Annotated in this window: 18 protein-coding genes; 11 read left to right on the forward strand and 7 right to left on the reverse strand. The window is 74.9% G+C overall.

The window, feature by feature from the left end; genetic code table 11:
* Nucleotides 1-26: 26 nt before the first annotated feature.
* On the reverse strand, nt 27-956 hold the full coding sequence (locus tag ACZ3YL_RS01945; protein WP_465654720.1) for an alpha/beta fold hydrolase: 930 nt from the start codon (nt 954-956) through the stop codon (nt 27-29).
* Nucleotides 957-1,147: 191 nt separating this feature from the next.
* Complete coding sequence (locus tag ACZ3YL_RS01950) at nt 1,148-1,909, reverse strand: dienelactone hydrolase family protein (RefSeq protein ID WP_465654722.1); 762 nt, start codon at nt 1,907-1,909, stop codon at nt 1,148-1,150.
* An 88-nt stretch (nt 1,910-1,997) separates the two neighbouring features.
* Here ACZ3YL_RS01950 and ACZ3YL_RS01955 point away from each other — a divergent pair, with 88 nt between their 5' ends.
* Nucleotides 1,998-2,318 carry a DUF6191 domain-containing protein gene (locus ACZ3YL_RS01955; protein ID WP_188304413.1) on the forward strand — a complete coding sequence of 107 codons (321 nt, stop codon included), beginning with the start codon at nt 1,998-2,000 and terminating at the stop codon, nt 2,316-2,318.
* A gap of 21 nt (nt 2,319-2,339) precedes the next feature.
* Here the strand turns inward: ACZ3YL_RS01955 and ACZ3YL_RS01960 are convergent, their stop codons facing one another.
* Nucleotides 2,340-3,173, reverse strand: coding sequence for a (2Fe-2S)-binding protein (locus ACZ3YL_RS01960; protein ID WP_465654724.1), 834 nt, complete (start codon nt 3,171-3,173; stop codon nt 2,340-2,342).
* Between the two features lie 293 nt (nt 3,174-3,466).
* On the opposite strand from ACZ3YL_RS01960, the gene ACZ3YL_RS01965 reads away from it, so the two are divergent.
* The 10 genes from ACZ3YL_RS01965 to ACZ3YL_RS02010 all read left to right on the forward strand — a co-directional run bounded on the left by ACZ3YL_RS01965 (nt 3,467) and on the right by ACZ3YL_RS02010 (nt 15,815).
* Nucleotides 3,467-4,444 (forward strand): FecCD family ABC transporter permease, encoded by a 978-nt coding sequence (locus ACZ3YL_RS01965; protein WP_465655240.1) that lies wholly within the window; start codon nt 3,467-3,469, stop codon nt 4,442-4,444.
* 73 nt (nt 4,445-4,517) lie between these two features.
* Nucleotides 4,518-5,552 (forward strand): FecCD family ABC transporter permease, encoded by a 1,035-nt coding sequence (locus ACZ3YL_RS01970; protein ID WP_188304411.1) that lies wholly within the window; start codon nt 4,518-4,520, stop codon nt 5,550-5,552.
* A complete protein-coding gene (locus ACZ3YL_RS01975) occupies nt 5,552-6,418 on the forward strand; it encodes an ABC transporter ATP-binding protein (RefSeq protein ID WP_188304410.1) in 867 nt (288 codons plus the stop codon). The genes ACZ3YL_RS01970 and ACZ3YL_RS01975 overlap by 1 nt, the downstream gene beginning before the upstream one ends.
* 51 nt (nt 6,419-6,469) lie before the next feature.
* Entirely contained in the window at nt 6,470-7,468 is a 999-nt protein-coding gene (locus ACZ3YL_RS01980) for an ABC transporter substrate-binding protein (protein WP_188304409.1), read from the forward strand.
* Between the two features lie 184 nt (nt 7,469-7,652).
* On the forward strand, nt 7,653-8,852 hold the full coding sequence (locus ACZ3YL_RS01985) for an ATP-grasp domain-containing protein (RefSeq protein ID WP_465654727.1): 1,200 nt from the start codon (nt 7,653-7,655) through the stop codon (nt 8,850-8,852).
* Nucleotides 8,849-10,561 (forward strand): IucA/IucC family protein, encoded by a 1,713-nt coding sequence (locus tag ACZ3YL_RS01990; protein ID WP_465654729.1) that lies wholly within the window; start codon nt 8,849-8,851, stop codon nt 10,559-10,561. The genes ACZ3YL_RS01985 and ACZ3YL_RS01990 overlap by 4 nt, the downstream gene beginning before the upstream one ends.
* The gene (locus tag ACZ3YL_RS01995; RefSeq protein ID WP_465654731.1) at nt 10,558-11,745 is read left to right on the forward strand and encodes an MFS transporter; all 1,188 of its coding nucleotides are present in this window, start codon (nt 10,558-10,560) and stop codon (nt 11,743-11,745) included. Before ACZ3YL_RS01990 ends, ACZ3YL_RS01995 begins: the two co-directional genes overlap by 4 nt.
* Complete coding sequence (locus tag ACZ3YL_RS02000; protein ID WP_188304406.1) at nt 11,742-13,544, forward strand: IucA/IucC family protein; 1,803 nt, start codon at nt 11,742-11,744, stop codon at nt 13,542-13,544. The genes ACZ3YL_RS01995 and ACZ3YL_RS02000 overlap by 4 nt, the downstream gene beginning before the upstream one ends.
* Nucleotides 13,541-14,758 (forward strand): type III PLP-dependent enzyme, encoded by a 1,218-nt coding sequence (locus ACZ3YL_RS02005; protein WP_188304405.1) that lies wholly within the window; start codon nt 13,541-13,543, stop codon nt 14,756-14,758. Before ACZ3YL_RS02000 ends, ACZ3YL_RS02005 begins: the two co-directional genes overlap by 4 nt.
* Nucleotides 14,759-15,017: 259 nt before the next feature.
* Complete coding sequence (locus ACZ3YL_RS02010) at nt 15,018-15,815, forward strand: inositol monophosphatase family protein (RefSeq protein ID WP_465655242.1); 798 nt, start codon at nt 15,018-15,020, stop codon at nt 15,813-15,815.
* A gap of 165 nt (nt 15,816-15,980) precedes the next feature.
* Here ACZ3YL_RS02010 and ACZ3YL_RS02015 read toward each other — a convergent pair whose 3' ends face one another.
* The 4 genes from ACZ3YL_RS02015 to ACZ3YL_RS02030 all read right to left on the reverse strand — a co-directional run bounded on the left by ACZ3YL_RS02015 (nt 15,981) and on the right by ACZ3YL_RS02030 (nt 21,641).
* Nucleotides 15,981-17,495 (reverse strand): pyridoxal phosphate-dependent decarboxylase family protein, encoded by a 1,515-nt coding sequence (locus tag ACZ3YL_RS02015; RefSeq protein WP_465654734.1) that lies wholly within the window; start codon nt 17,493-17,495, stop codon nt 15,981-15,983.
* Entirely contained in the window at nt 17,492-18,961 is a 1,470-nt protein-coding gene (locus ACZ3YL_RS02020) for a diaminobutyrate--2-oxoglutarate transaminase (protein WP_465654736.1), read from the reverse strand. The genes ACZ3YL_RS02015 and ACZ3YL_RS02020 overlap by 4 nt, the downstream gene beginning before the upstream one ends.
* Nucleotides 18,962-19,200: 239 nt before the next feature.
* A complete protein-coding gene (locus ACZ3YL_RS02025; protein WP_465654738.1) occupies nt 19,201-19,941 on the reverse strand; it encodes a response regulator in 741 nt (246 codons plus the stop codon).
* Nucleotides 19,938-21,641: an ATP-binding protein gene (locus tag ACZ3YL_RS02030; protein WP_188309257.1), complete on the reverse strand. Its 1,704-nt coding sequence runs from the start codon at nt 21,639-21,641 to the stop codon at nt 19,938-19,940. The genes ACZ3YL_RS02025 and ACZ3YL_RS02030 overlap by 4 nt, the downstream gene beginning before the upstream one ends.
* Nucleotides 21,642-21,695: the final 54 nt, after the last annotated feature.

Consider the following 21,695-nt stretch of genomic DNA (forward strand, 5'->3'; position numbering starts at 1 on the left):
TCGTCCCAGCAGTGGCTACCGGGGCCTCAAAGTCCGCCGTTCCGGGCGATTCGGGCCTGCTCGGACACCTCCCGGACGGCCGCGGCGACCACCCGCGGCCGGTCCTCGTGGACGGCGTGCCCGGCGCCGGGCACCACGATGTGCACGCCCCGGGCGGCACCGGCCGTGATCCGCGCCTGCGCGGCGGTGAAGCGGGCCCGCAGCACACGGGGCAGCCCCTCGGTCGCGCTCAGCACGGTGACCGGCGCCTCGGGCAGCGGCCCGGCGGCCCGCAGCCGGCGCAGCTGGGCGGTGGCACGGTTCGACAGCCGGTTCTCGGCGAGCACGGCCCGCCGTTGGTGGGGGTGGGAGAGGACGGCAGCCTCGGCGCGGGCAAGCGCCCCGGCCGGGCCCGGTACGGCGAGGGCGGGCACCCGCGCCGCCCGCCTCACCTCGATCCGGAGCAGCGCCGTCTCGGCGACGCTGATCGCCCACGGCCGGAAGTCCTCGTGCGCCGGGTCCACCAGGACCAGGCCGGCCACCAGCTCCGGCCGCCGCCGGGCGAGGAGCTGGGCCAGCTGACCGCCCCAGCTGTGCCCGACCAGGACGGCCGGTCCGGCGTCCAGCTGCCGCACCAGCGCGGCCAGGTCGCCGACCTGCGCCGCGAGGGTCAGGGTCGGGGCGCGGTCGGGTTCGCTGGCACCGAGCCCGGCCCGGTCGTACGCCACCACCCGCCCCAGCGCGACGAGTTCGGGCAGCAGCGGGGACCAGGTGAGCGAGGAGGTGCCGTTGCCCGCGACCAGGACGATCGGCGCACCCTCGGCCGCGCCTGCCTCCAGCCAGCGCAACGCCCGTCCGTCGCGGTCGAGTTCGCCCGGGCGCAGCCCGCCGGGCAGGTGCTCGGCCAGCGCCTCGGCGACGGCCTGCTGAACTCCGCCGAGGCGCAGCCCGGTTCGCGCGTTCCGTCCGTCCGGCATGTACGACCCCCGTGAGTGTGTCGACGGGGCCCGCCGCATTGCTCGGTCGCGGCGGGGACGCCCGCGCGGCCCGACCGGCTACCCGGCTACCCGGCTCCCACTCTACGGCCGCTGGAATCCACGGCCGGTGGATCGGGGACCAACAGGCCGGAGCCCGGGCGGGGTTGCACCGGCCGGACTCCGGCCGGTCATCACGCCGGCAGGGTGCGCTTCAGCAGGTCGAACAGCGCCGACCAGTGCCGGGCGTCGCCGACCGCGTCGTAGCGGGTGGTGTCGGCCTGGGTGTAGCCGTGCCCGGCGCCCTCGTACACCTCCGACCGGTGGCGGACCCCGGCGGCGGTGAGGGCCTCGTCGAGCCGGGTGATCTGCTCGGGCGTCATCGACTCGTCCTGGTCGGCGTGGCCGAAGTACAGCTCGGCGGTGATCCGTCCGGCCTCCAGGTGCGGGCTGTCCGGGCGGTCGGTGGCGAGGTGGCCGCCGTGGAAGCCGGCCGCGGCGGCGACCCGGTCCGGGTGGCCGATGGCGGTGCGCAGGGCGAGGTAGGCGCCGAGGCAGTAGCCGGTGACGCCGATCGGGCCGTCCTGGACCAGCGGGGAGCCGGCGAACCAGGTCAGGTAGGCGTCCGCGTCGCGGACCACGGCCTCCGGGGACCTGGCGGCGAAGAGCAGCGGGCCGACCTGGGCGAAGATCGCGTCGCACTGCTCGATGTCTATCAGCTCGGGCAGTTCGACGAGCGGCGCGCGGCCATTGCGGTAGTACACGTTGGGGACGAGGACGGTGTAGCCGGCCTCGGCGATCCGGTCGGCCATGGTCTTCAGGTGGGGTCGGAGCCCGAAGGCGTCCTGGTAGAGCAGGACGCCGGGGTGGGGCCGGCCGTCGTCGGGGTGGGTGAGGTAGGCGTCGGCGGTGCCGTCCGCCGTCGGGATGTCCACGAGGGTTCCGCGCACGGTCATGAGAGCTCTCCTTAAGATCCGTGGCAGCGTAACCGCTGGGGGTCCGGAACCGGGAACGCCAGTACGGGGGTGGGGCGTTGAGCTGGGCATGGGCTGGTTGCCGGGAGTGGCGTGCGTGGTCGCGGCGATGGTCGGGCTGGTGGTGCTGGCGGGCTGGCAGGTCCGGGCCGAGGCCTCACCGCGCCGGGCCGATCGCAGGCCCGGCGTCGGGGTCGGCGGTGGCGGCGGGCTCGACGAGTTGCACGCGATGTTCAGCCCGGGCAAGCGGATCCAGGTCGAGCAGAAGCGGGAGCAGGCGGCGCGCCGGGACGACACCCGGGCCGGGGCGCCGCCGCACTTCGGGGTGGACCTGGACCGGGGCGTGGCAGTGCTGCGACAGCCCGGGGGCGACGGCGACTCGAAGCGGTAGGGCGCCGCTGCGGACCGTCCGTCAGAACCGCCGCAGCCGCTCCTCGTCGCCGGTGCGCGGGCAGGTCAGGCAGGCGACGGCGGCGGGCTCGACGGCGTAGTAGAGGCAGCAGCCGAGCCGGGTGCGGGTGTGGTGTTCCCGGCCGTCCGGGGTGCGCAGCCGGCGGAAGTCGGCGGCTCCGGGCAGCGGTTGGGTGCCGCCGGGCAGCAGGGCTCCGGCGGCGGCCACGGCGGCGGCCTCGCCCTCGGCTCCCCCGGCCCCGGAGTCCCCGCCGACGGCGGCGTCGAGCATCCGGCCGAGGTACCAGACGGCGGAGGCGAGGTCGTCGGTCACCATGCCCCAGAGCGCGCGGTCGCGGCGCCGGGTCGGCCCGGCGAAGGCGGCGAGCACCGGTTCGAGGTGGGCGACCACGGCGGCCCGCAGTTCGGCGCGCAGTTCGTCGTCGCCGGGGTGGGTGACGCAGCCGCGCGGGCGCAGTGCGAGGTCGCCGGTGGGGGCGTGCAGCCAGAGGTCGGCGGGGTCGATGGCGGGGACCCTCCGGGCGAGGTGCCAGGGGCCGGCGATCAGCAGGCAGGCGCTCCAGGCGTAGTGGTGGAGCAGCCGGGAGGCGGTGACGTGCGGGCGGGGCGCGCGGCCGTGTCCGGCGGCGATGCGGGCGTCCTGGCCGGCCAGGACGGCGGCCAACGCCCGTTCGTCGGTGGCGATGCGGGCACCGGAGTACCAGCCGTCGGCGGCCGACGGGTCGGGTTCGGCGGGGTCGAGCAGGTGCAGCCGGAGGACGGGGCAGAGCTCGCGCAGCCGTCGGTAGTCGCCGACCAGGGCGGCGGGCGGGGCAGACTCCGGCGCGAGGGGCACGGGGCGGTCCGGCGCGACCGGCCGGGCAGCGACGGGCGCGACGGGCGCGACGGGCAGGGGTGTTCCGGGGACCATCGGCGCTCCCGAGATCGACTCCGAGTGATCGATTAAGGTGAGCCTCACCTTACAATGCCTCAGGGGGTGCACCAACCACCCGTCCACCAGGCCGCCGCCCCCGCCCGGCCGTCGACCCCACCTTGACGAACTTAGGCAAACCTAACCTAAGATATCGACTCGTGTTGAGAACCGACCCGCCGGCCGCCACAGCCCCGGCGACGCCCCGTTCCCCGGCGATCCGGCGGCCCCTGCTGCTGGTCGCCGGAGTGTGCGCGCTCGTGCTGTGCGCCGCCCTGAGCCTCGCGCTGGGCTCCCGAGCCATCCCGCTGTCCACCGTCGTCGACGCCCTCACCGGCGCCGCCCACGGCGGGGACGCCGACGTGGTGACGGGTCTTCGAGTCCCGCGCACCCTGATCGGACTGGCCGTCGGGGCCGCGCTCGGCGTCGCCGGGGCGGTCGCCCAGGGCGTCACCCGCAACCCGCTGGCCTCCCCGGTCACCCTCGGCATCAACGCCGGCGCGAGCCTCGCCGTGGTCGCCGCGATCTACGCGCTGGGCCTCTCCCGGCCGGGCGAGTACGTCTGGTTCGCCCTCGCCGGAGCGGCCGTCGCTGCCGTCGCCGCGTACACCATGTCCCGGCGCGGCGGAGACCTCGACCCGGTCCGGCTGGCGCTCGGCGGCACGGTGCTCACCGTGGTGCTCACCTCCTGGACCTCCGCGCTGATGCTGGCCAGTCACCGCACCCTGGACGAGGCCCGGTTCTGGCTGGCCGGCTCGATCGCCGGGCGGCACCTGGACACCCTCACCCCCGTGCTGCCGTTCCTGGTGCTCGGCCTGGTGGCCGCCTACGCGATCTCCCCCGCGCTCAACGCGCTGGCCCTGGGCGACGAGACCGCCCAGGCGCTGGGCGTGCCGGTGGCCCGGATCCGGGTGGTCGGCGGACTCGCCGTGGTCCTGCTCGCGGGCAGCGCGGTCGCCGTCTCCGGACCGGTGGCGTTCATCGGACTGGCCGCGCCGCACCTGGTCCGCGCGCTGCTCGGCAACGACCACCGCTGGCTGCTGCCCGGCTGCCTGATCGCCGGCCCGCTGCTGCTGCTCGCCGCCGACGTGCTGGGCCGGCTCGTGGTGCAGCCATCCGAGATCGAGGTCGGCATCGTGACCGCCTTCCTCGGTGCGCCGCTGCTCGCGGTGCTGGCCCGGAAGGTCGCCAAGTGAGCGCGCGAAGCGAGCGAACCGTCAAGAGGTGCACCTTGAGCGAAGCGTCTGCCGGGCGAAGCGAGGTGGGCGCATGAGCTCGATCACCGCCCCGCTGGGGGCGATCGCGCGCCGCCGGGCCCGTACCGCCGGCTGGTCGCTGCTGGCCGTCGCCCTGCTGGTGCTGCTCACCGGCATCGCGCTCGGCACCGGCCAGGTGAGCATCTCCGCCTGGGACGCGCTGCGCGCCCTGTTCGGTCAGGGCGATCCAGGCGACGTCCTGGTGGTGCAGCAGTTCCGGGCGCCGCGCGTGGTGTCCGCGCTGATCGCGGGCGCCGGGCTGGCGATGGCCGGCTCGATGCTGCAGCGGCTGTTCCGCAACCCGCTGGCCGCCCCCGACACCATCGGCATCACCGGCGGCGCCTCCTTCGGCGCGGTGCTGATGCTCGCCACCGGCGCCTCCCAGCAGCTGATCCCACTGGCCGCGGTCGGCGGCGGACTGCTCGCCGCGCTGCTGCTGGGCGGCTTCGCCTGGCGCACCAAGATGGCCGTCACCCGGCTGGTGCTGGTCGGACTGGCGGTCCAGCAGGGCCTGGCCGCCGCCGTGAACCTGATGATCGTACGGTTCCCGGCCGAGCTGGCCTCCTCCGCGATGCAGTGGACCACCGGCTCGCTGTACGGGCGCAACTGGACCGAGGTGTGGATCGGCGGCACCGCCATCGCGCTGACCGCCGGGGCGGCGGTGCTCTGCCAGCGGCGGGTCGCCGTCCTCGACCTCGGCGACGACTCGGCCGGCGGCCTCGGCCTGAACCCCGCCCGGGACCGGCTCTGGCTGCTGCTGCTCACCATCACCCTCGCCTCGCTGGCCGCCGCCCTCACCGGCCCGGTCGCCTTCGTCGCGCTCGCCGTCCCGCACCTGGTCCGGCTGCTCGCCGGACCGCCCACCCCCGGCACCCTCGGCCTCACCGCGCTCACCGGCGCCGTGCTGCTGCTCTCCGCCGACCTCCTCGTGCTCCACGTGATCCCCGTCCACGGCCTGCCGGTCGGTGCCGTCACCGCCACCCTCGGCGCGCCCTGGCTCCTGGTGCTGATGATCCGCCAGGGCCGGCTTCCCCAGAGGAGCAGCTGATGACCGGCACCACCGACGCCAACCGGCTCGCCGCCCACGGCCTCGCGCTGCGCTATGGCGACCGCACCATCGTCGACGGGCTCGACCTCGAACTGCCCGGCGGCGCCGTCACCGCGATCGTCGGTCCGAACGCCTGCGGCAAGTCGACCCTGCTGCGCGGCCTCGTCCGACTGCTCGACCCGGCCGCCGGCACCGTCACCCTCGACGGCGCCGACATCCACCGGATGCCCGCCCGCACCCTCGCCAAGCGGATGGGCCTGCTGCCGCAGCAGCCGGTCACGCCCGAGGCGGTCACCGTCGAGGCGCTGGTACGGCTCGGGCGCTACCCGCACCAGCGGATGCTCAGCCCGTGGTCCAAGGCCGACCAGGCGGCCGTCGAGGAGGCGCTGGCGCGCACCGGCACCGCGGAGCTGCGCGACCAGCAGGTCGACCGGCTCTCCGGCGGGCAGCGCCAGCGGGTCTGGATCGCGCTCGCCCTCGCCCAGGAGACCGATCTGCTGCTGCTCGACGAGCCGACCACCTTCCTCGACCTGCGGCACCAGCTCGACGTGCTCGACCTGGTCGCCGACCTGCACGCCGCGGCCGGACGCACCGTGGTCATGGTGCTGCACGACCTCGGACAGGCCGCGCGGTACGCCGACCACCTGGTGGTGCTCAAGGACGGGCGGCTCGCCGCGGCCGGCCCGCCCGCCGAGGTGCTGACGGCGGATCTGGTGGAGACCGTGTTCGGCGTGCCGTGCCGGGTGGTGCCCGACCCGGAGACCGGCACCCCGCTGGTCGTGCCACGGGCCCGGGTGCGCGCCGCCGCCGGCTCCGCCACTGCCCCCGCCACTGCCGCCGCCGCTGTCCCCGCCGCTGCCGTCTGATCTGGCCCCCCTTTCCCCGTCCCCCCGTTCGACCCGATCCAAGGAACTCCGATGAACCGCCGACTCCCCGTCGCCGTCCTCGCCGTCACGCTGTCCGCCACGCTCCTCGCCGCCTGCGGCAGCACCGGCGACGCCGCCAAGGCGGGTGGCGACTCCGCGTCCTCCGGCGCCTCGGCCGGCACCGCCGCCGGGTTCCCCCGCAGCGTCAAGCACGCCGCCGGGACCGCCCAGATCAAGTCGCAGCCCAAGCGCGTCGTGGTGCTGGACAGCGGTGAGCTGGACGACGTCACGCTGCTCGGCATCACGCCCGTCGGCGCGGTCTCCCCGCACATGAAGACCGAGGGCGGGTTCCCGAACTACCTCAAGGACAAGATCAAGGACACCAAGGACGTCGGCCCGATGAACGAGCCGAACCTGGAGCTGATCGCCTCCCTCAAGCCCGACCTGATCCTCTCCTCCAAGGTCCGGCACGCCAAGGTGTACGACCAGCTGAACGCGATCGCGCCGACCGTGCTGGCCGAGACCACCGGCTTCCCCTGGAAGGAGAACCTGGCGCTGTACGCCCAGGCGCTCGGCAAGGAGGACGAGGCGAAGAAGGCGCTGGCCGACTACGAGGAGCGGGCGCACAAGCTGGGCGAGGCGATCAAGGCGAAGTACAACGGGACGATGCCGACCGCCTCGGTGGTCCGCTTCGTGGCCGGCCCGACCCGGCTGTACGCCAAGGCCTCCTACAGCGGTGTGGTGCTCAAGGACGTCGGCCTGACCCGCCCCGCCTCGCAGGACGTCGACAAGAACATCATCGAGGTCAGCGCCGAGCAGATCAGCCAGGCCGACGCCGACCTGGTGTTCGTCACCACCGCCGACGACCCGAACAAGACCAAGGAGAGCGAGGTCCAGCAGACCCCGGTCTGGCAGGGCCTGAATGCCGTCAAGAACAACAAGGTGTTCACCGTGCCGGACGAGACCTGGATGTCCGGCATCGGCGTCCAGGCCGCCGACGCGATGCTCGTCGACATCGCCAAGGCGGCGGGCGTGGACGCGCCGAAGTAGCCGTCGCCCGCTGGCAGTCGACGGCGAACGGATGACAGCTGACAGATTTCACCGTCTGTTATCTGTCGGCTGTCATCCGTCATCTGTTCGCCGCCCTTCGTTCGCGGTCCTTCGTTCACCGTCCTTCGTTCACCATCTCCCGTTCGGCGTCCCTCGTCCGTCACCACGCCCCCAGGACACTCCCATGCGGCTCTACCTGCTCGCCCTCAACACCACCGACTCGGTCACCCGCGGCTTCCTGCCCGCCGCCGCCCGGCTCGGGCTCGACGTCACGGTGCTCACCGACCACGTCGAGGACCACCAACGCGCCTACGCCAGAGCCGGGTTGGCATGCGAGGTGGTGGAGTGCGACGTCCAGGACTTCCGCGAGGTGATCGGGCTGATATCGCAGCACCACACCCCCGACGCGGTGTTCAGCAACAGCGACCACCTGCAGACCCAGACCGCCCTGGTCGCCGACTACTTCGGCCTGGCCGGCAAGGACTGGAAGGCCGCCCTGCGGGCGAAGAACAAGGGCGAACTGCGCCGCCACCTGGCCGAGTCCGGGCTGGACCTGGTCCGCTCCGCCGAGCTGGCCCCCGGGCAGGACCCGGCCGGCCTCAACCCGCCGTTCCCGTGCATCGTCAAGCCCCGCGAGGGCGTCGCCAGCGAGGACGTCACGCTGGTCGCCGACGCCGCCGAACTCGCCCAGCGGGTCAAGGAGATCCAGCACCGCCGCCCCGGCGCCACGCTGGTGGTCGAGGAGTTCCTGGCCGGCGAGCTGTGCACCCTGGAGACCCTCGGCGACGGCCGGACCAGGCACGTCCTCGGCGGCTTCCGCACCCGGCTCTCCCCGCCGCCGGACTTCATCGAGGAGGTGCTGACCTTCACCCCGGCGCACCCCCGGCCGGTGGTCGACCAGGTCCTCGCCCAGCTCGACGCCCTCGGCGTCGGACTCGGCGCCTGCCACACCGAGTTCGTCCTCCAGCCGGACGGCCGCGCCCGCATCATCGAGGTCAACTACCGCGCCATCGGCGACCAGTGCGACCTGATGCTCGCCGAGATCCTCGGGATCCCCTACTTCGAGCTGGTCCTGCGCGCCCACCTCGGCGACCGGCTGCCCGCCGACCTCGGCGCCCGCACCGACCGGCGGGCCCGCCACGAGCGCGTCTGCGCGGAGCGGGCCGGCACCCTCACCGCCGCCCCCGAACCGCACTTCGAGCGACGGGCCGACGGCGTCACCCTCTCCTACCTGCCGGTGCGCGAACTCGGCGCCCGGCACGAGCTCTACCGCACCAACCGCGACTACCTGGGCATCGTCTGGGCGGTCGGCCCGGACCAGGCCGCGGTGGACACCGCCGTGGCGGAGTTCATCGCCGCCAACCGCTGGGAGATCACCCCATGACCGCGGCCGACACGGCACTGACCGCCGAGCCCCCGGCCCCCGCCGAGCAGCTCACCCTGCGCGTCCTGTCCGCCCTGCTGCGCGAGGACGTGCTCGGTCTCCGCACCAACGGCGTCCTGGAGCAGCGGCCCGACGGGCCCTGGCTGACCGACGGCACGCTGGCCCTGCCGGTCGCCCCCGACGGCTTCCAGGGCGACCACGCGGCCCGACTGCCGGTACTGGAGGTGGACGGCACCCGGCTCACCGACCTGGCCGCCGTCCTCGCCCGGCTCGCGGACCGCGCCGACCCACAGGACCGCCCCGGCCACCTGGCCTTCGCCGAGGAGTGCCGGCAGACCCTCGCCACCATGGAACTCCACGACCGGGTCCGGCCCGAGGTGCAGGCCCGGCTCGCCGGGCGGTACGGCGCGGACGTGTCCCGCTGGACCGGCCCGCGTGGCGCGCTCGGCTTCGAGGCGCTCGCCGCCTTCCTGGACCACCCGGTCTACCCCACCGCGCGCGGCCGCTCCGGCCTCACCGAACCGCAACTGTGCTCCTATGCACCGGAGTTCCACCCCACCTTCGAGCTGCGCTGGCTCGCCGTACCGGCCGGCCGGCTGACCGTGCACGGCGACGGGCCGCTGCCCTCCTGGTGGCCGAGTGCCGAACAGCTGGGCGTGCCCGGCGAGTTCCGGACCGTCCCGATCCATCCGCTCACCGCGGCCGAGGACTTCGGGCGGATCGCGCCCGGCGCGGTGCTCTGCCCCGAGCCCTACCTCGACGTGCTGCCGACGCTGTCCATGCGCACCGTCGCCGTCGTCCGGGACCCTTCCTGCCACCTCAAACTGCCGCTCGCCACCGCGACCCTGGGCCTGCGCAACCGGCGCACCATCAAGCCGGTCACCCTGGTCAACGGCGCGGTAGGACAGCGGCTGGTGGAGGCGGTCGCCGCGCGGGAACCGCGCTTCGCCGGCCGGGTGCTGCACGCCGACGAGCAGCACTTCGCCCACGCCGACGACGAGTTGCTCGCCGTCCTGCTGCGCCGCTATCCGGACGGCCTGGACGGGGCGGTCACCGTCCCGCTGGCCGCCCTGCTCGCCGGGGCGCCGGACGGGCGGCTGGTGATCGACCAGCTGGCCGACCGTTTCCACCACGGTTGCGTCCTCGCGCTGTACGAGGACCTGCTGCGGCTGCTGGTCGACTGGCAGACCACCCTGTTCGGGCACGGCATCGCCCTGGAGTCGCACCAGCAGAACACCTCGCTGGTCCTCGATGACTCCGGCCTGCGGCTGCTCTACAAGGACAACGACGGCCCCCGGATCAACACCACCCGGACGGCCGCCTCACCGATCGGCGAACTGGCCGCACTGGTGGCCGAGTTCCGCGACCCGCGGATCCTCGGCGAGCAGGACCGCGCGCTCACCGACCTGTTCACCACGATCACCGGCCACTTGTGCACGGCCTCGCTCGCCTTCGGCCTGGCCGAACACGGCCGGGTGCCGCTGGAACGGAGCCTGGAGCTGCTGCGCGCCGTCCTCACCGAGGCGGTCGACCGCCTCGGCCCGGCCGGACAGCCGCTGCGCGCCGCCCTGCTGGACGCCCAACGGCTGCCGGTCAAGGCCATGGTGAGCGCCGGCAGCCTGCTCAGCAAGGAGCGCAGCGGCGCCGACGACATCAACAAGCACTACACCGACGGCCCCAACTACCTGCTACCGAAGGACCGTTCGTGAGGACCGTCGAGCCGCTGCCGCGACCGGCCGGCGCCGTCGGACTGGACCGGCGCCAGGTGCACGCGGTGGCGGCCTGCTACTTCGTCGCCTCCTTCGCCGCCCTCGGCCTGCCGCCCTACCTCACCGAGATCCTCCCCAGTCTCGGTGACCACAGCGGGCACTGGGCCGGGCTGCTCTACATCGTGCCGACCGTCTTCACCGCCCTCGGCGCGCCGCTGTGGGGCCGGCTGGCCGACCGCTTCGGCCAGAAGCGGCTGCTGCTGCGCGCCCAACTCGGCCTCGCCGTCTCCTTCCTGCTCGCTGGAGCCGCCGACAGCCTGCCCGCGTTCACCATCGCGCTGGTGCTCCAGGGCTTCCTCGGCGGCACCTTCTCCGCCACCAACGGCTACCTCGCCGCGGCCCTGGACGGCTCCCAGCTGTCCAAGGCGCTGACCCTGATGCAGGGCAGCGCCCGGGCCGCCCTGGTCGCGGCGCCGATCCTGGTGGGCACGCTGTCGCCGTGGATCGCCCCGCACCGGCAGTACCTGGTGATGGCGGTCCTGCCACTCACGGCCGCGGTCCTGCTCAACTCCCTTCCGGAGCCGATCCGTCCGACGGTCGCAAGGGCGGGCGGCGACAGCGTCCCGGCCGACCCGCGGGGCTCGCTCAAGCTGCTCTACACCTTCGAGTTCGCCTTCGTCTTCGCCACCATCATCTCCTTCCCGTACCTGATCACCCTGGTCCAGCAGCGGCTGCCGGGCGTCAACGCCACGGTCGCGGGCCTCCTGTTCGCGCTGCCGCACCTGGTCTACCTGATCGGCGCCGGGCGGGTGCACTCCGCCGTCGAGGCGCACCCCCGCAGCGGGCTCGCGCTGGGCTTCGCCCTCGTCGCCGTCGGACTGGCCGGCCACGCCCCGGCCCACTCCCTGCTCACCTTCGCCCTCACCAGGGCGGTGCTCGGCCTCGGCATGACCTTCGGCCTGGTCTGCCTCGCCGTCCTCGCCGCCGACGCCGCCCGCGGCCGCGCGCCGGGCCGGATGTTCGGCACCCGCGAAACCGTCTCCAAGTGCGGGGCCGTCGCCGCCGGACTCGCCGCCGCGCTCGCCAACGGCAGCAGCGGACCGGCCGCCCCGGTCGTCACCGGCACCGTCGCCGCACTGGCCGCCGCCCTGCTCGCCCTCCTGACCCGTAGGAGCCCCCGATGACCGCCCGGCCCACCACCACCCTCCCCGCCAGTCCGTCGACCACGGCCCCTGCCGAACCGAACGGCGCCGAACTGCCCGGCTCCGAACTGCCTGGTTCTGAACTGCCCGGCGCCGACGAGGCGGTGGCCCACACCCTGCTCAACTGCCTGCTGCGCGAGGTGTCCGCCCCCGAGCACCAGACCGCCGTCGACGACGGCCGGCTGCTGCTGCGCCTGCCCCGCCGCGGCACCCTGCTTCGGGTCGCCCTGCGCCGCACCTCGCTGCTCGGCGCACACCGGTTCACCGGCCCGGTGTACGAGGAAACCCCGGACGGCTGGCGCGAGTTGGGCTGGCGCGAACTCGCCGGGTACGCCCAGGCGGAGCTGGAGCTGCGCACCGGCACGGTGAACGAGGAGTTCCTCGACCAGGTGGCGTCCAGCCACCGGGGTGTCGGCACGGGCCTGGCCGACCGTCCGGCCGCCGGAGCGGACCGCTACCTGGAGTCCGAGCAGGCCCTGCTGTTCGGCCACCGCTTCCACCCGGCGCCCAAGTCCCGCTCCGCCGCCCGCGGCGACTGGCGCCACTACGCCCCCGAGTCCCGCGCGGCCTTCCCGCTGCGCCACTTCGCCGTCCGCGCCGAGCTGCTCGCCGAACAGTCCCTGGACGCGGCGGCGAGCGCCGTACTGGACGGCCTCGGCGAGGTGCCGGACGGCTACCGACTGCTGCCCGTCCACCCCTGGCAGTACCAACTCATCGGCGACCATCCCCTGTTGCGCGCCGCCATGGCCCGCGGCGACATCCTCGACCTCGGCCCGCGCGGCGAGCGCTTCGCCGCCACCGCCTCGGTGCGCACCCTGTACGGCGCGGACGCCTTCCTCAAGTTCAGCCTCAACGTCCGCATCACCAACTGCCTTCGCAAGAACGCCGCCTACGAGCTCACCGGCGCCGTCGAACTCACCCGGCTGCTGGACCCCGTGCTCACCGACCTCGCCCGGCGCTTCCCGGACGCGGTCATGCTGCGCGAGCCCGCCTTCCGCACCCTCGCCCTGCCGGGCGCCGACGGCCGACCCGACCAGGCGCTCTACGAGGGCTTCGGCCTGATCCTGCGCGAGGGCCTCAGCGGCCTGCTGCGCCCGGGCGTCACCCCGCTGCTCGCGGCCGCCGTCGCCGACGAGCACCCGACCAGCTCGGCGCACATCTCCAGCCTGCTGGGCGGGAGTTCGGACGGCGCCTCGGCCCTCGCCTGGTGGCGCGACTACCTGCGGCTGCTCCTCCCGCCGGTACTGGCCGCCTACTTCGACCACGGCGTGGTGCTGGAGCCGCACCTGCAGAACGTGCTGATCGGCGTCGACCCGGCCGGCCGGCCGGCGCAGGTGCTCTTCCGCGACCTGGAGGGCACCAAGCTGGTCCCCGAGCGGAACGCCGAGTTGCTGGCCGCCCTGCCGCCCGAGGTGGCCGGCCCGATGACGTACGACGCCGAGCGCGGCTGGGACCGGGTGGTCTACTGCCTGCTGGTCAACCACGTCGCCGAACTGCTCGCCGCCCTCGCCGACCGCCACCCCGAGCTGGAGGGCGCGCTCTGGCAGGCCGTCCGGGACGTCCTGGAGGAGTACGCCGCCGCGCACGGCCGCCCGCCCCGACTGCGGGCGCTGCTGGCCGGCGTCCCGCTGCCCGCCAAGGCCAACCTGCTGACCCGCTGGGAGCGCAAGGCCGACCGCGAGGCCGGGTATGTCCGGCTGCCCTCCCCGCTGGCCGGCTCGGTGCTCGCCGAGGCCGCCCGCATGACCGCCCACCTTCCCGCCGGGAGCGCCACCCGATGAGCAGTACTCCGACCAGCGGCACCGTCCACCACCACGTCGCCGCCCTCGCGCCCGACCAACTTCCCGCCTACGTCTACGACCTGGCCGCGCTGCGCGAGCACGCCGCCGCCGTCCGGGCCGCGCTGCCCGACCGGGTCGAGCTGTACTACGCCGCCAAGGCCAACCCGGCGGCGCCGCTGCTGACCGCGCTGAGTGCCGCCGTCGACGGCTACGAGGTCTCCAGCGGCGGGGAGTTGGCGCACGTGCGGGCCGCCGTGCCGGACGCGCCGCTGGCCTTCGGCGGGCCGGGCAAGACCCCGGCCGAGATCGCCGCCGCCGTGGACGCCGGGGTGCACCGCTGGCACGTCGAGAGCGAGCAGGAGCTGCACCGGCTGGCCGCCGTCCTGGCGCAGCGGCCCGGGTCGAGCGTGGACGTGCTGCTGCGGGTCAACCTGCCGGTGGCCACCGACGCCCTGGACGCGGTACCGCTGGCGATGGGCGGACGACCGACCCCGTTCGGCCTCGACCCGGACCGGGCCGAGGAGTGCGTCCGGCTGCTCACCGACGGTGGACCGCTCGGGCACCGGCTGCGCCTGCGCGGGGTGCACGCCCACCTGGCCAGCGGGCTGGCGGCGGCGGAGCAGCTGTCGGTCGCCGAGCGGATCGTCACCTGGTCGGCCGACCTCGCCGAGCGGCACGGCCTCCCGCTCAGCGAGGTCAACATCGGCGGCGGGATGGCGGTGGACTACGACCACCCGGCACGGCGCTTCGACTGGACGGCGTTCGGCGAGGGCCTGGCCAAGCTCCTGGACGCCCACCCCGGACTGACCCTGCGGATCGAGCCCGGACGGGCCCTGACCGCCTACTGCGGCTGGTACGCGACCGAGGTGCTGGACGTGAAGCGCAGCCACGGCGAGGACTTCGCGGTCGTCCGCGGCGGCACCCACCACCTGCGCACCCCCGCCACCCGCGGGCACTCCCAGCCCTTCTCGGTGCTCCCGGTGGACGCCTGGCCGCACCCGTGGCCGCGCCCCGCCGTCAGCACCGGCCGGGCCACCCTGGCCGGTCAGCTGTGCACCCCGAAGGACGTGCTGGCCCGGGCGGCGGACGGCGCGGCCGGCCTGCGGGCCGCGGACCGGGTGCTGTTCGCGATGGCGGGCGCGTACGGGTGGAACATCTCGCACCACGAGTTCCTGATGCACCCCCGCCCGGGATTCCACTACCTGGGCGGCTGACGGCGAACGGTTCACAGGAGACGGCGAACAGATGACAAGCGACAGATGACGACTGACAGATGACAGATTTCGAACTCTGTCATCTGTCATCTGTCATCTGTTACCTGTCATCTGTTACCTGTCATCTGTTCGCCGTCATCCGACCGCCGCCAGCCACTCCCCGTCACCCGCCGGCCGTTCGCCCGCCACCCGTCCGCCGACACCCCCTCCGCGCACTCGTGCGAAAGTGGTAACCGGCGAAGGGAGCGCGAACGTGCTGATGGACAAGGTGGCGGAGATACTCGCCGAGGCTTCGGCCGAGGCGGTGGAACCGCGCTTCCGGGCGCTGAGCGCCGGCGAGGTGATGGAGAAGGCGCCCGGCGAGATCGTGACGATCGCCGACCGCGAGGCCGAGGCGATCATCGCCCGCCGCCTGCACGAGCTGCTGCCCGTCCCGGTGGTCGGCGAGGAGGCCGTGGCCGCCGATCCGGCGCTCGCCCAGGCCATCCACGACGAGCCCGCCGTCTGGCTGGTCGACCCGGTGGACGGCACCTCCAACTTCGTCGCGGGCCGCCCCGACTACGCCGTGATGTGCTCCCTGGTCCGCGGCGGCCTGACCGTCGCCTCGTGGATCTGGCAGCCCGTCGCCGCGACCGACTACCGCGCCGAACTCGGCGCCGGTGCCTGGCGCGACGGCGAACGCCTCACCCGCCCGCCGGCACCCGCCGACGCCGGGAAACTGACCGGCATCCTGAAGAGCCGCTTCCTCGCCCCGGCCGACCGCCGCCGGATGGAGGCCAACTGCTCGGTCTTCGGCGAGATCGACCCCGGCCGGAGCGCCGCCGGCATCGAGTACCCGGAGGTCGTCGAGGGCCGGGTCGACTTCATCTTCTACTGGCGCACCCTCCCCTGGGACCACGCCCCGGGTTCGCTGCTGCTCACCGAGGCCGGCGGCGTCGCGGCCCGGATGGACGGCAGCCCTTACCGCCCGGAGGCCCCGGGCTGCGAGGACGGCCTCCTGATCGCCGCCGACCCGGACACCTGGGAGCTCACCCGCGGCGTCCTGCTGAACGCCTGACGGCCGTACACCCGGCCGGGCCGGCCGCGGTGCGGATCCGCACCGGGGCCGGCCCACGCCGCGCCCGGACCCACGCCGCGGCCGGAGCAACACCAGGACCGGAGCCACGCCGAGGCCGGAGCAACACCGGGGCCGGGCCGACGCCGAGGCCAACCCCCCGCGCCGCTACCCCGCCCGTTCCCCCGCGACCTTGCGCCCCGCGCCGACCACCTCCCGCAGCAGCGCGCCGACCTCCCCCGCCGTCGTGTGCGGGTTGAGCAGGGTGAGCTTCAGCCGCACCCGCCCCGGCCCGTCCCCCGGCAGTTCGGTGCGCCCGACCACCGCGCGCCCGGTGCGTAGCAGGAGCCGGCGCAGCTGCCCGTTCAGCTCGTCCACGGCGGCCTCGTCGGTCAGCCCGGGCGGCCGGTAGCGGAACAGCAGTGTGGTGAGGACCGGCTCGGTGTGCAGTTCGAGCGAGGGTTCGGCCCGGACGGCGGCCGCGGCCGCGAGCGCCAGTTCGTGGCAGGCGTCGACGAGCCGGCCGAGCCCTTCGCGGCCGAGGGTGCGCAGGGTGACGGCGAGCTTGAAGGCGTCGGCCCGCCGGGTGGTGCGCAGTGAGCGGCCGAGCAGGCTGGGGTAGCCGGCCTGCTCGTCGTCGACCGGGTTGAGGTACTCGGCGCGCCGGGCCAGCGACACGTACGTCTCCGCCCGCCGGACCAGGAACACCCCGGCGGCCGCCGGCTGCCAGCCCAGCTTGTGCCAGTCGAGGGAGACGGAGTCGGCGCGGGCGATGCCGTCGAGCAGGGGGGCGAGCCGGTCGGAGAGCAGCGCGCCGCCGCCGTACGCGGCGTCGACGTGCAGCCAGGCGCCGTAGCGGCCGGCCAGGTCGGCGGCGGCGTCCAGCGGGTCGATGGCGCCGGTGTCGGTGGTGCCGGCGGTGGCGACGACGGCGATCGGGGTGTGTCCGGCCCAGCTGGCTTCGGCCAGGGATCGTTCCAACTCCTCTGGCGGCATGCGGAGTTGGCGGTCGACGGGGACGGCGATGACGGCCCGTTCGCCGAGTCCGAGCAGGGCGGCCGCGCGCTGCACGGAGAAGTGGGCGGCTTCGGAGGCGAGGATGCACGGCCGGGCGCCGGCCGGGATGCCGTCCAGCTCCACGATGCCGTCGAGCTTCTGGTCCCGCGCCAGCATCAGCCCCATGAGGTTGGACTCGGTGCCGCCGGAGGTGAGCACCCCGGCGGCGCGCGCCGGGTCGTAGCCGACCAGGGCGGCGAGTTCGGCCAGCAGCGCGGTCTCCAGGACCGTGGCGACGGGGGCCTGGTCCCAGGAGTCCTGGGAGGGATTGAGCGCGCTGACCGCGAGGTCGGCGGCGGCCGCGACGGCGAGCGGCGGGCAGTGCAGGTGGGCGGCGCAGGCCGGGTCGGCGGGGTCGGCGGCGCCGTAGGCGAGCAGTTCGGTGAGCCGGGCGAGCGCGCCGCGCCCGTCGGCAGCGGCGAGTCCGTCCGCGACCAGGGCGGCGATCTCGGCCGGGCTGCCGGCGGGCAGCGGCCCGGAGCGCAGCGCGGCGCCGGTGTCCAGGGCGTCGAGGACGGTGGCCAGCAGCGGGCCGAGTGCCCCCGGTCCGCCCGCACCGCCGGCGAGGGCGTCCAGGGCGCCGCCCTCGCCGGACAGTTCGGGCATCGCCCCGGAGCCGCCGGTCATGCGCCACCCCGGGCGGCCGGGGCCGCCGAGGTCCGGGCCGACGCGGAGGTCCCGGCCGAGGCGGAGGTCCCGGCCGAGGCCGAGGTCCCGGCCGACGCCGCCGCGATCGCCTCCGCCAGCCGCTCCAGCACGGCGGCGACCTGCTCGTCGGTGATGGTGAGCGGCGGCAGCAGCCGCAGCACCGCGTCGTGCCGCCCGCCGAGTTCGACGATCAGCCCGCGCTCCAGGCACGCCTCCCGGACCCGTACGGCGAGCGCCGGATCGGCCGGCCGGGCGCCGCAGGCGTCGGGTTCGGCGGTCGGGTCGACCAGTTCGACGCCGATCATCAGTCCGCGCCCGCGCACGTCGCCGATGGCGGGCAGTTCGGCGGCGAGTTCCCGCAGCCGGTCGGTCATCCGGGTGCCCGCCACGGCCGCCCGCTCGGCCAGCCCGTGCGCGGCGACGTACCGCAGCGTGGCGGCACCGGCGGCCATGGCGAGGGTGTTGCCGCGGAAGGTGCCGGTGTGGGCGCCGGGCCGCCAGCCGTCGTAGTCCTCGCGGTAGACGACCACGGCGAGCGGCAGGCTGCCGCCGATGGCCTTGGAGAGCACCATGGCGTCCGGGACGATGCCGCTGTGCTCGACGGCCCACATCGCGCCGGTGCGTCCGACGCCGGTCTGCACCTCGTCGACGATCAGCGGGATGCCGCGTTCGGCGGTGATCCGGCGCATCTCGCGCAGCCAGCCGTCGGGCGCGGGGACGACCCCGCCCTCGCCCTGGACGGCCTCCAGGATCATCGCGGCGGGCGGTACCACCCCGCCCGAGGGGTCGTCCAGCAGCCGTTCCACGTAGGTCACGCCGAGGTCGGCGCCCGCCTCGCCGCCGACCCCGAACGGGCAGCGGTAGCCGTACGGGTAGGGCAGCCGGACCACCTCGCCGCCGCTGGGCAGCGGTTCCTTGACGGCGACGCTGCCGGTGAGCGCGAGGGCACCGGCCGTCATGCCGTGGTACGCGCCGGTGAAGGCGAGTGCGCCGCGGCGCCCGGTGGCGGTCTGCATCAGTTTGAGGGCGGCCTCGACGGCGTCCGTCCCGGCCGGTCCGCAGAAGTGCACCCGGGCGCGGGCGGCGAACTCGGCGGGCAGGCTCTCGAACAGCGCGCTGGTGAAGTCGTCCTTCTCGGCGGTGGCGAGGTCGAGCAGGTGCAGTGGGGCGCCGCTGTCGAGGGTGCGGCGGATCGCCTGCAGCACGACGGGGTGGTTGTGTCCGAGGGCGAGCGTTCCGGCGCCGGAGAGGCAGTCCAGGTAGCGGCGGCCGTCGGCGCCCTCGACGGTCATGCCGTGGGCCCGGACCGGGACGATGGGGAAGGAGCGGGCGTACGTCCGGGCGGCGGACTCGCGGACGCGCTGGCGGCGCAGGATGGCCTCACCGGAGGGCGGGGCCCCGGCGGCCCCGGAATCGGCCTGGGCGGGTACGGCGGCGAGCGACAATGCGAACCCCCAGAAGAAGTTAGGTAAGCCTAACTTTACCGCCCTTGACCTGGCGGGACGCCTCGGGGGCACCGAGAACCACCCGAGTGAGTGAACCTCCCCCGGTATCGCGTACGCCGCCCCCGATCGGCCCAACGAGCGACGCGCCGGACCGTCACGCCCCCGGCCCAACCCACCCGAATCCGGCTGGAATCAGTCGCACCTGACCGGATCCGCCCACCCTCGACCGGCCCGGGGCCTCACCGCCCCTTCCACCGGTAGCAGAGTTCCGGCCGCCCGACGCTCCCGTACTGCGGCTCGCGCACCGCCCGCCCGGTGTCCACCAGGTGCTCGAGGTAGCGCCGCGCGGTGATCCGGGACACCCCGGCGGCGGCACCGGCCGCGGCCGCCGACAGTCCGGTCGCGGCCTCGCGCAGCACCGAGGCCACGGCGTCCAGGGTGGGCGCGCTCAGCCCCTTGGGCAGCGAGCTGCGCTCGGGCGTGCGAAGCAGGGCGAACGCCTGGTCGACCTCGTCCTGGCCGATGGCCTCGCCGGTGCGCCCGAGGCTGTCGCGGTAGCGGGCGTAGCGCTCCAGCCGGTCGTGCAGGGCCGCCGCGCTGAACGGTTTCAGCAGGTACTGCACGACCCCCGCCGAGACCGCCTGGCGCACCATCGCGAGGTCGCGGGCCGAGGTGACCGCGATGACGTCGGTGCCGTGTCCGGCGGCGCGCAGGGTGCGGCAGAGCTGGAGGCCGTGGCCGTCCGGCAGGTAGAGGTCGAGCAGGGTGAGATCGACGGGCGTCCCGGCGGCGCGCGCCCGCTCCAGGAAGCGCAGCGCGTCGGCGCAGCTGTGCACGGTGCCGGCTGCACGGAAGCCGGGCTCGCGCTCGACGTACAGGGTGTGCGCGGCCGCGGCCACCGGGTCGTCCTCCACGACCAGGACGGAGATCCCGCCGCCCGCTCCCGCCGCTCCGCCGACGCCGCCGGTCACGCCGGTCACGCCGGGACCCCTTCGCGCTCGCCGGAGCCGACGACCCGGCCACCGGCCAGCGGCAGCCGTACGGTGAGCACCGCGCCGCGGTCGCGCCCGACCTCGACGGTGCCGCCGTTGCGCCGGGCGGCCTGGGCGACCAGCGCCAGCCCGAGGCCGTGCCCGCGGCCGTCCTGCTTGGTGCTCCAGCCGCGCCGGAACACGTCCTCGACGGCGGCCGGGTCGATGCCCGCACCGGTGTCGGCGACCCGCAGCAGCAGGCAGGCAGCCGCGCCGTCGGCCTCGCCACCCGTGTCGATCCGGGCCGTGACGGTGACCTCCGGCGCGTCCGGGCTCCGGGCGGCCCCTGAGATCGCGGCGTCCACCGCGTTGTCGATCAGGTTGCCGAGGACGGTGATCAGGTCCCGGGCGGAGAGTCCGGGCGGGAGCACTCCGTCGTCGATCCGGCTGTCCTCGGTGAGGGTCAACTCCACGCCCCGCTCGGCCGCCTGGGCCGCCTTGCCGAGCAGCAGCGCGGCGAGCACCGGCTCGCCGACCGCCGCGACCACCCGGTCGGTGAGCTGCTGGGCGAGCGCGAGTTCGGCGGTGGCGAACTCCACCGCCTGTTCGTGGCGACCGAGTTCGATCAGCGAGACCACCGCGTGCAGCCGGTTGGCGGCCTCGTGCGCCTGCGCTCCGAGCGCCTCGGTGAAGCCGCGTACGGAGTCCAACTCACCGCTCAGCGACTGCAGTTCGGTGTGGTCGCGGAGGGTCACCACCCGGCCGAGGCCGGTGCCGATGGTGGAGGTGTTGAGCACCACGACCCGCTCGGCGGTCAGGTGCACCTCGTCCCGCACCGGCTCCTCGCCGAGCACCGCGGTCACCAGCGCCTCCGGCAGCCCCAGCTCCGCCACCGGGAGCCCGTCCAACTCGCCTTCCAGCCCGAGCAGTTCGCGGGCCGCGTCGTTGCAGAGCACCACCCGGTGCGCGCGGTCGAGCAGGATCAGCCCCTCCCGCACCGAGCGCAGGGTCGCCTGGTGGTACTCGTAGAGGTGGCTGAGTTCGTCCGGCCCCATGCCGTGGGTGTGCCGCCGAAGCCGGGAGTTGGCCAGATAGGTGCCCACCCCGCCGAGCGCGAGGGCGGCCACCGCGACCCCGACCAGGGCGAGCAGCGGCCCGCTCAGCTGGGCGGAGATCGACTCCAGCGTCAGCCCGACGCTCACCAGCGCGACCACCCGGTGCTGGTCGTCCAGCACCGGAGTGACCACCCGCACGGACGGGCCGAGCGTGCCGGTGTACGTCTCACTGCGGGTCTGGCCGGCCAGCGCCCAGTCGATGTGCCCGAGGTAGCGCTTGCCGATCTGCTCGGGCAGCGGGTGGGTCCAGCGCACCCCGTCGGTGTCCATGACGGTGATGAAGGAGACCCCGGTGTCCTGGCGCACCTGCTCGACGTACGGCTGGAGCACCGCGGTCGGGTCGGGCCCGCCGACGGCGGAGCGCACCGCGGGCGAGTCGGCGACGGCGTGGGCGATCGAGGTGACCTCGTTGCGGGCCGCGTCCTCGGTGCGCTCGGCGGTGAACAGGTACGCGAGCACCGCGCCGCCCGCGACCACGGCGGCGACGATGACCACCTGGACGACGAACAGCTGCCCGGCCAGGCTGCGGACCAGCCGGCGCGGCAGGGGGAACCACCGGCGACGCGAGCGGGTGGGGGAGGTGCTCACGGACATGCCTGCCAGTGTGCACCACGGCCCCGGACGCCCCCGGCGGCCGGACGGTTCCCG

It is taken from the genome of Kitasatospora sp. NPDC023176 (assembly GCF_055560495.1).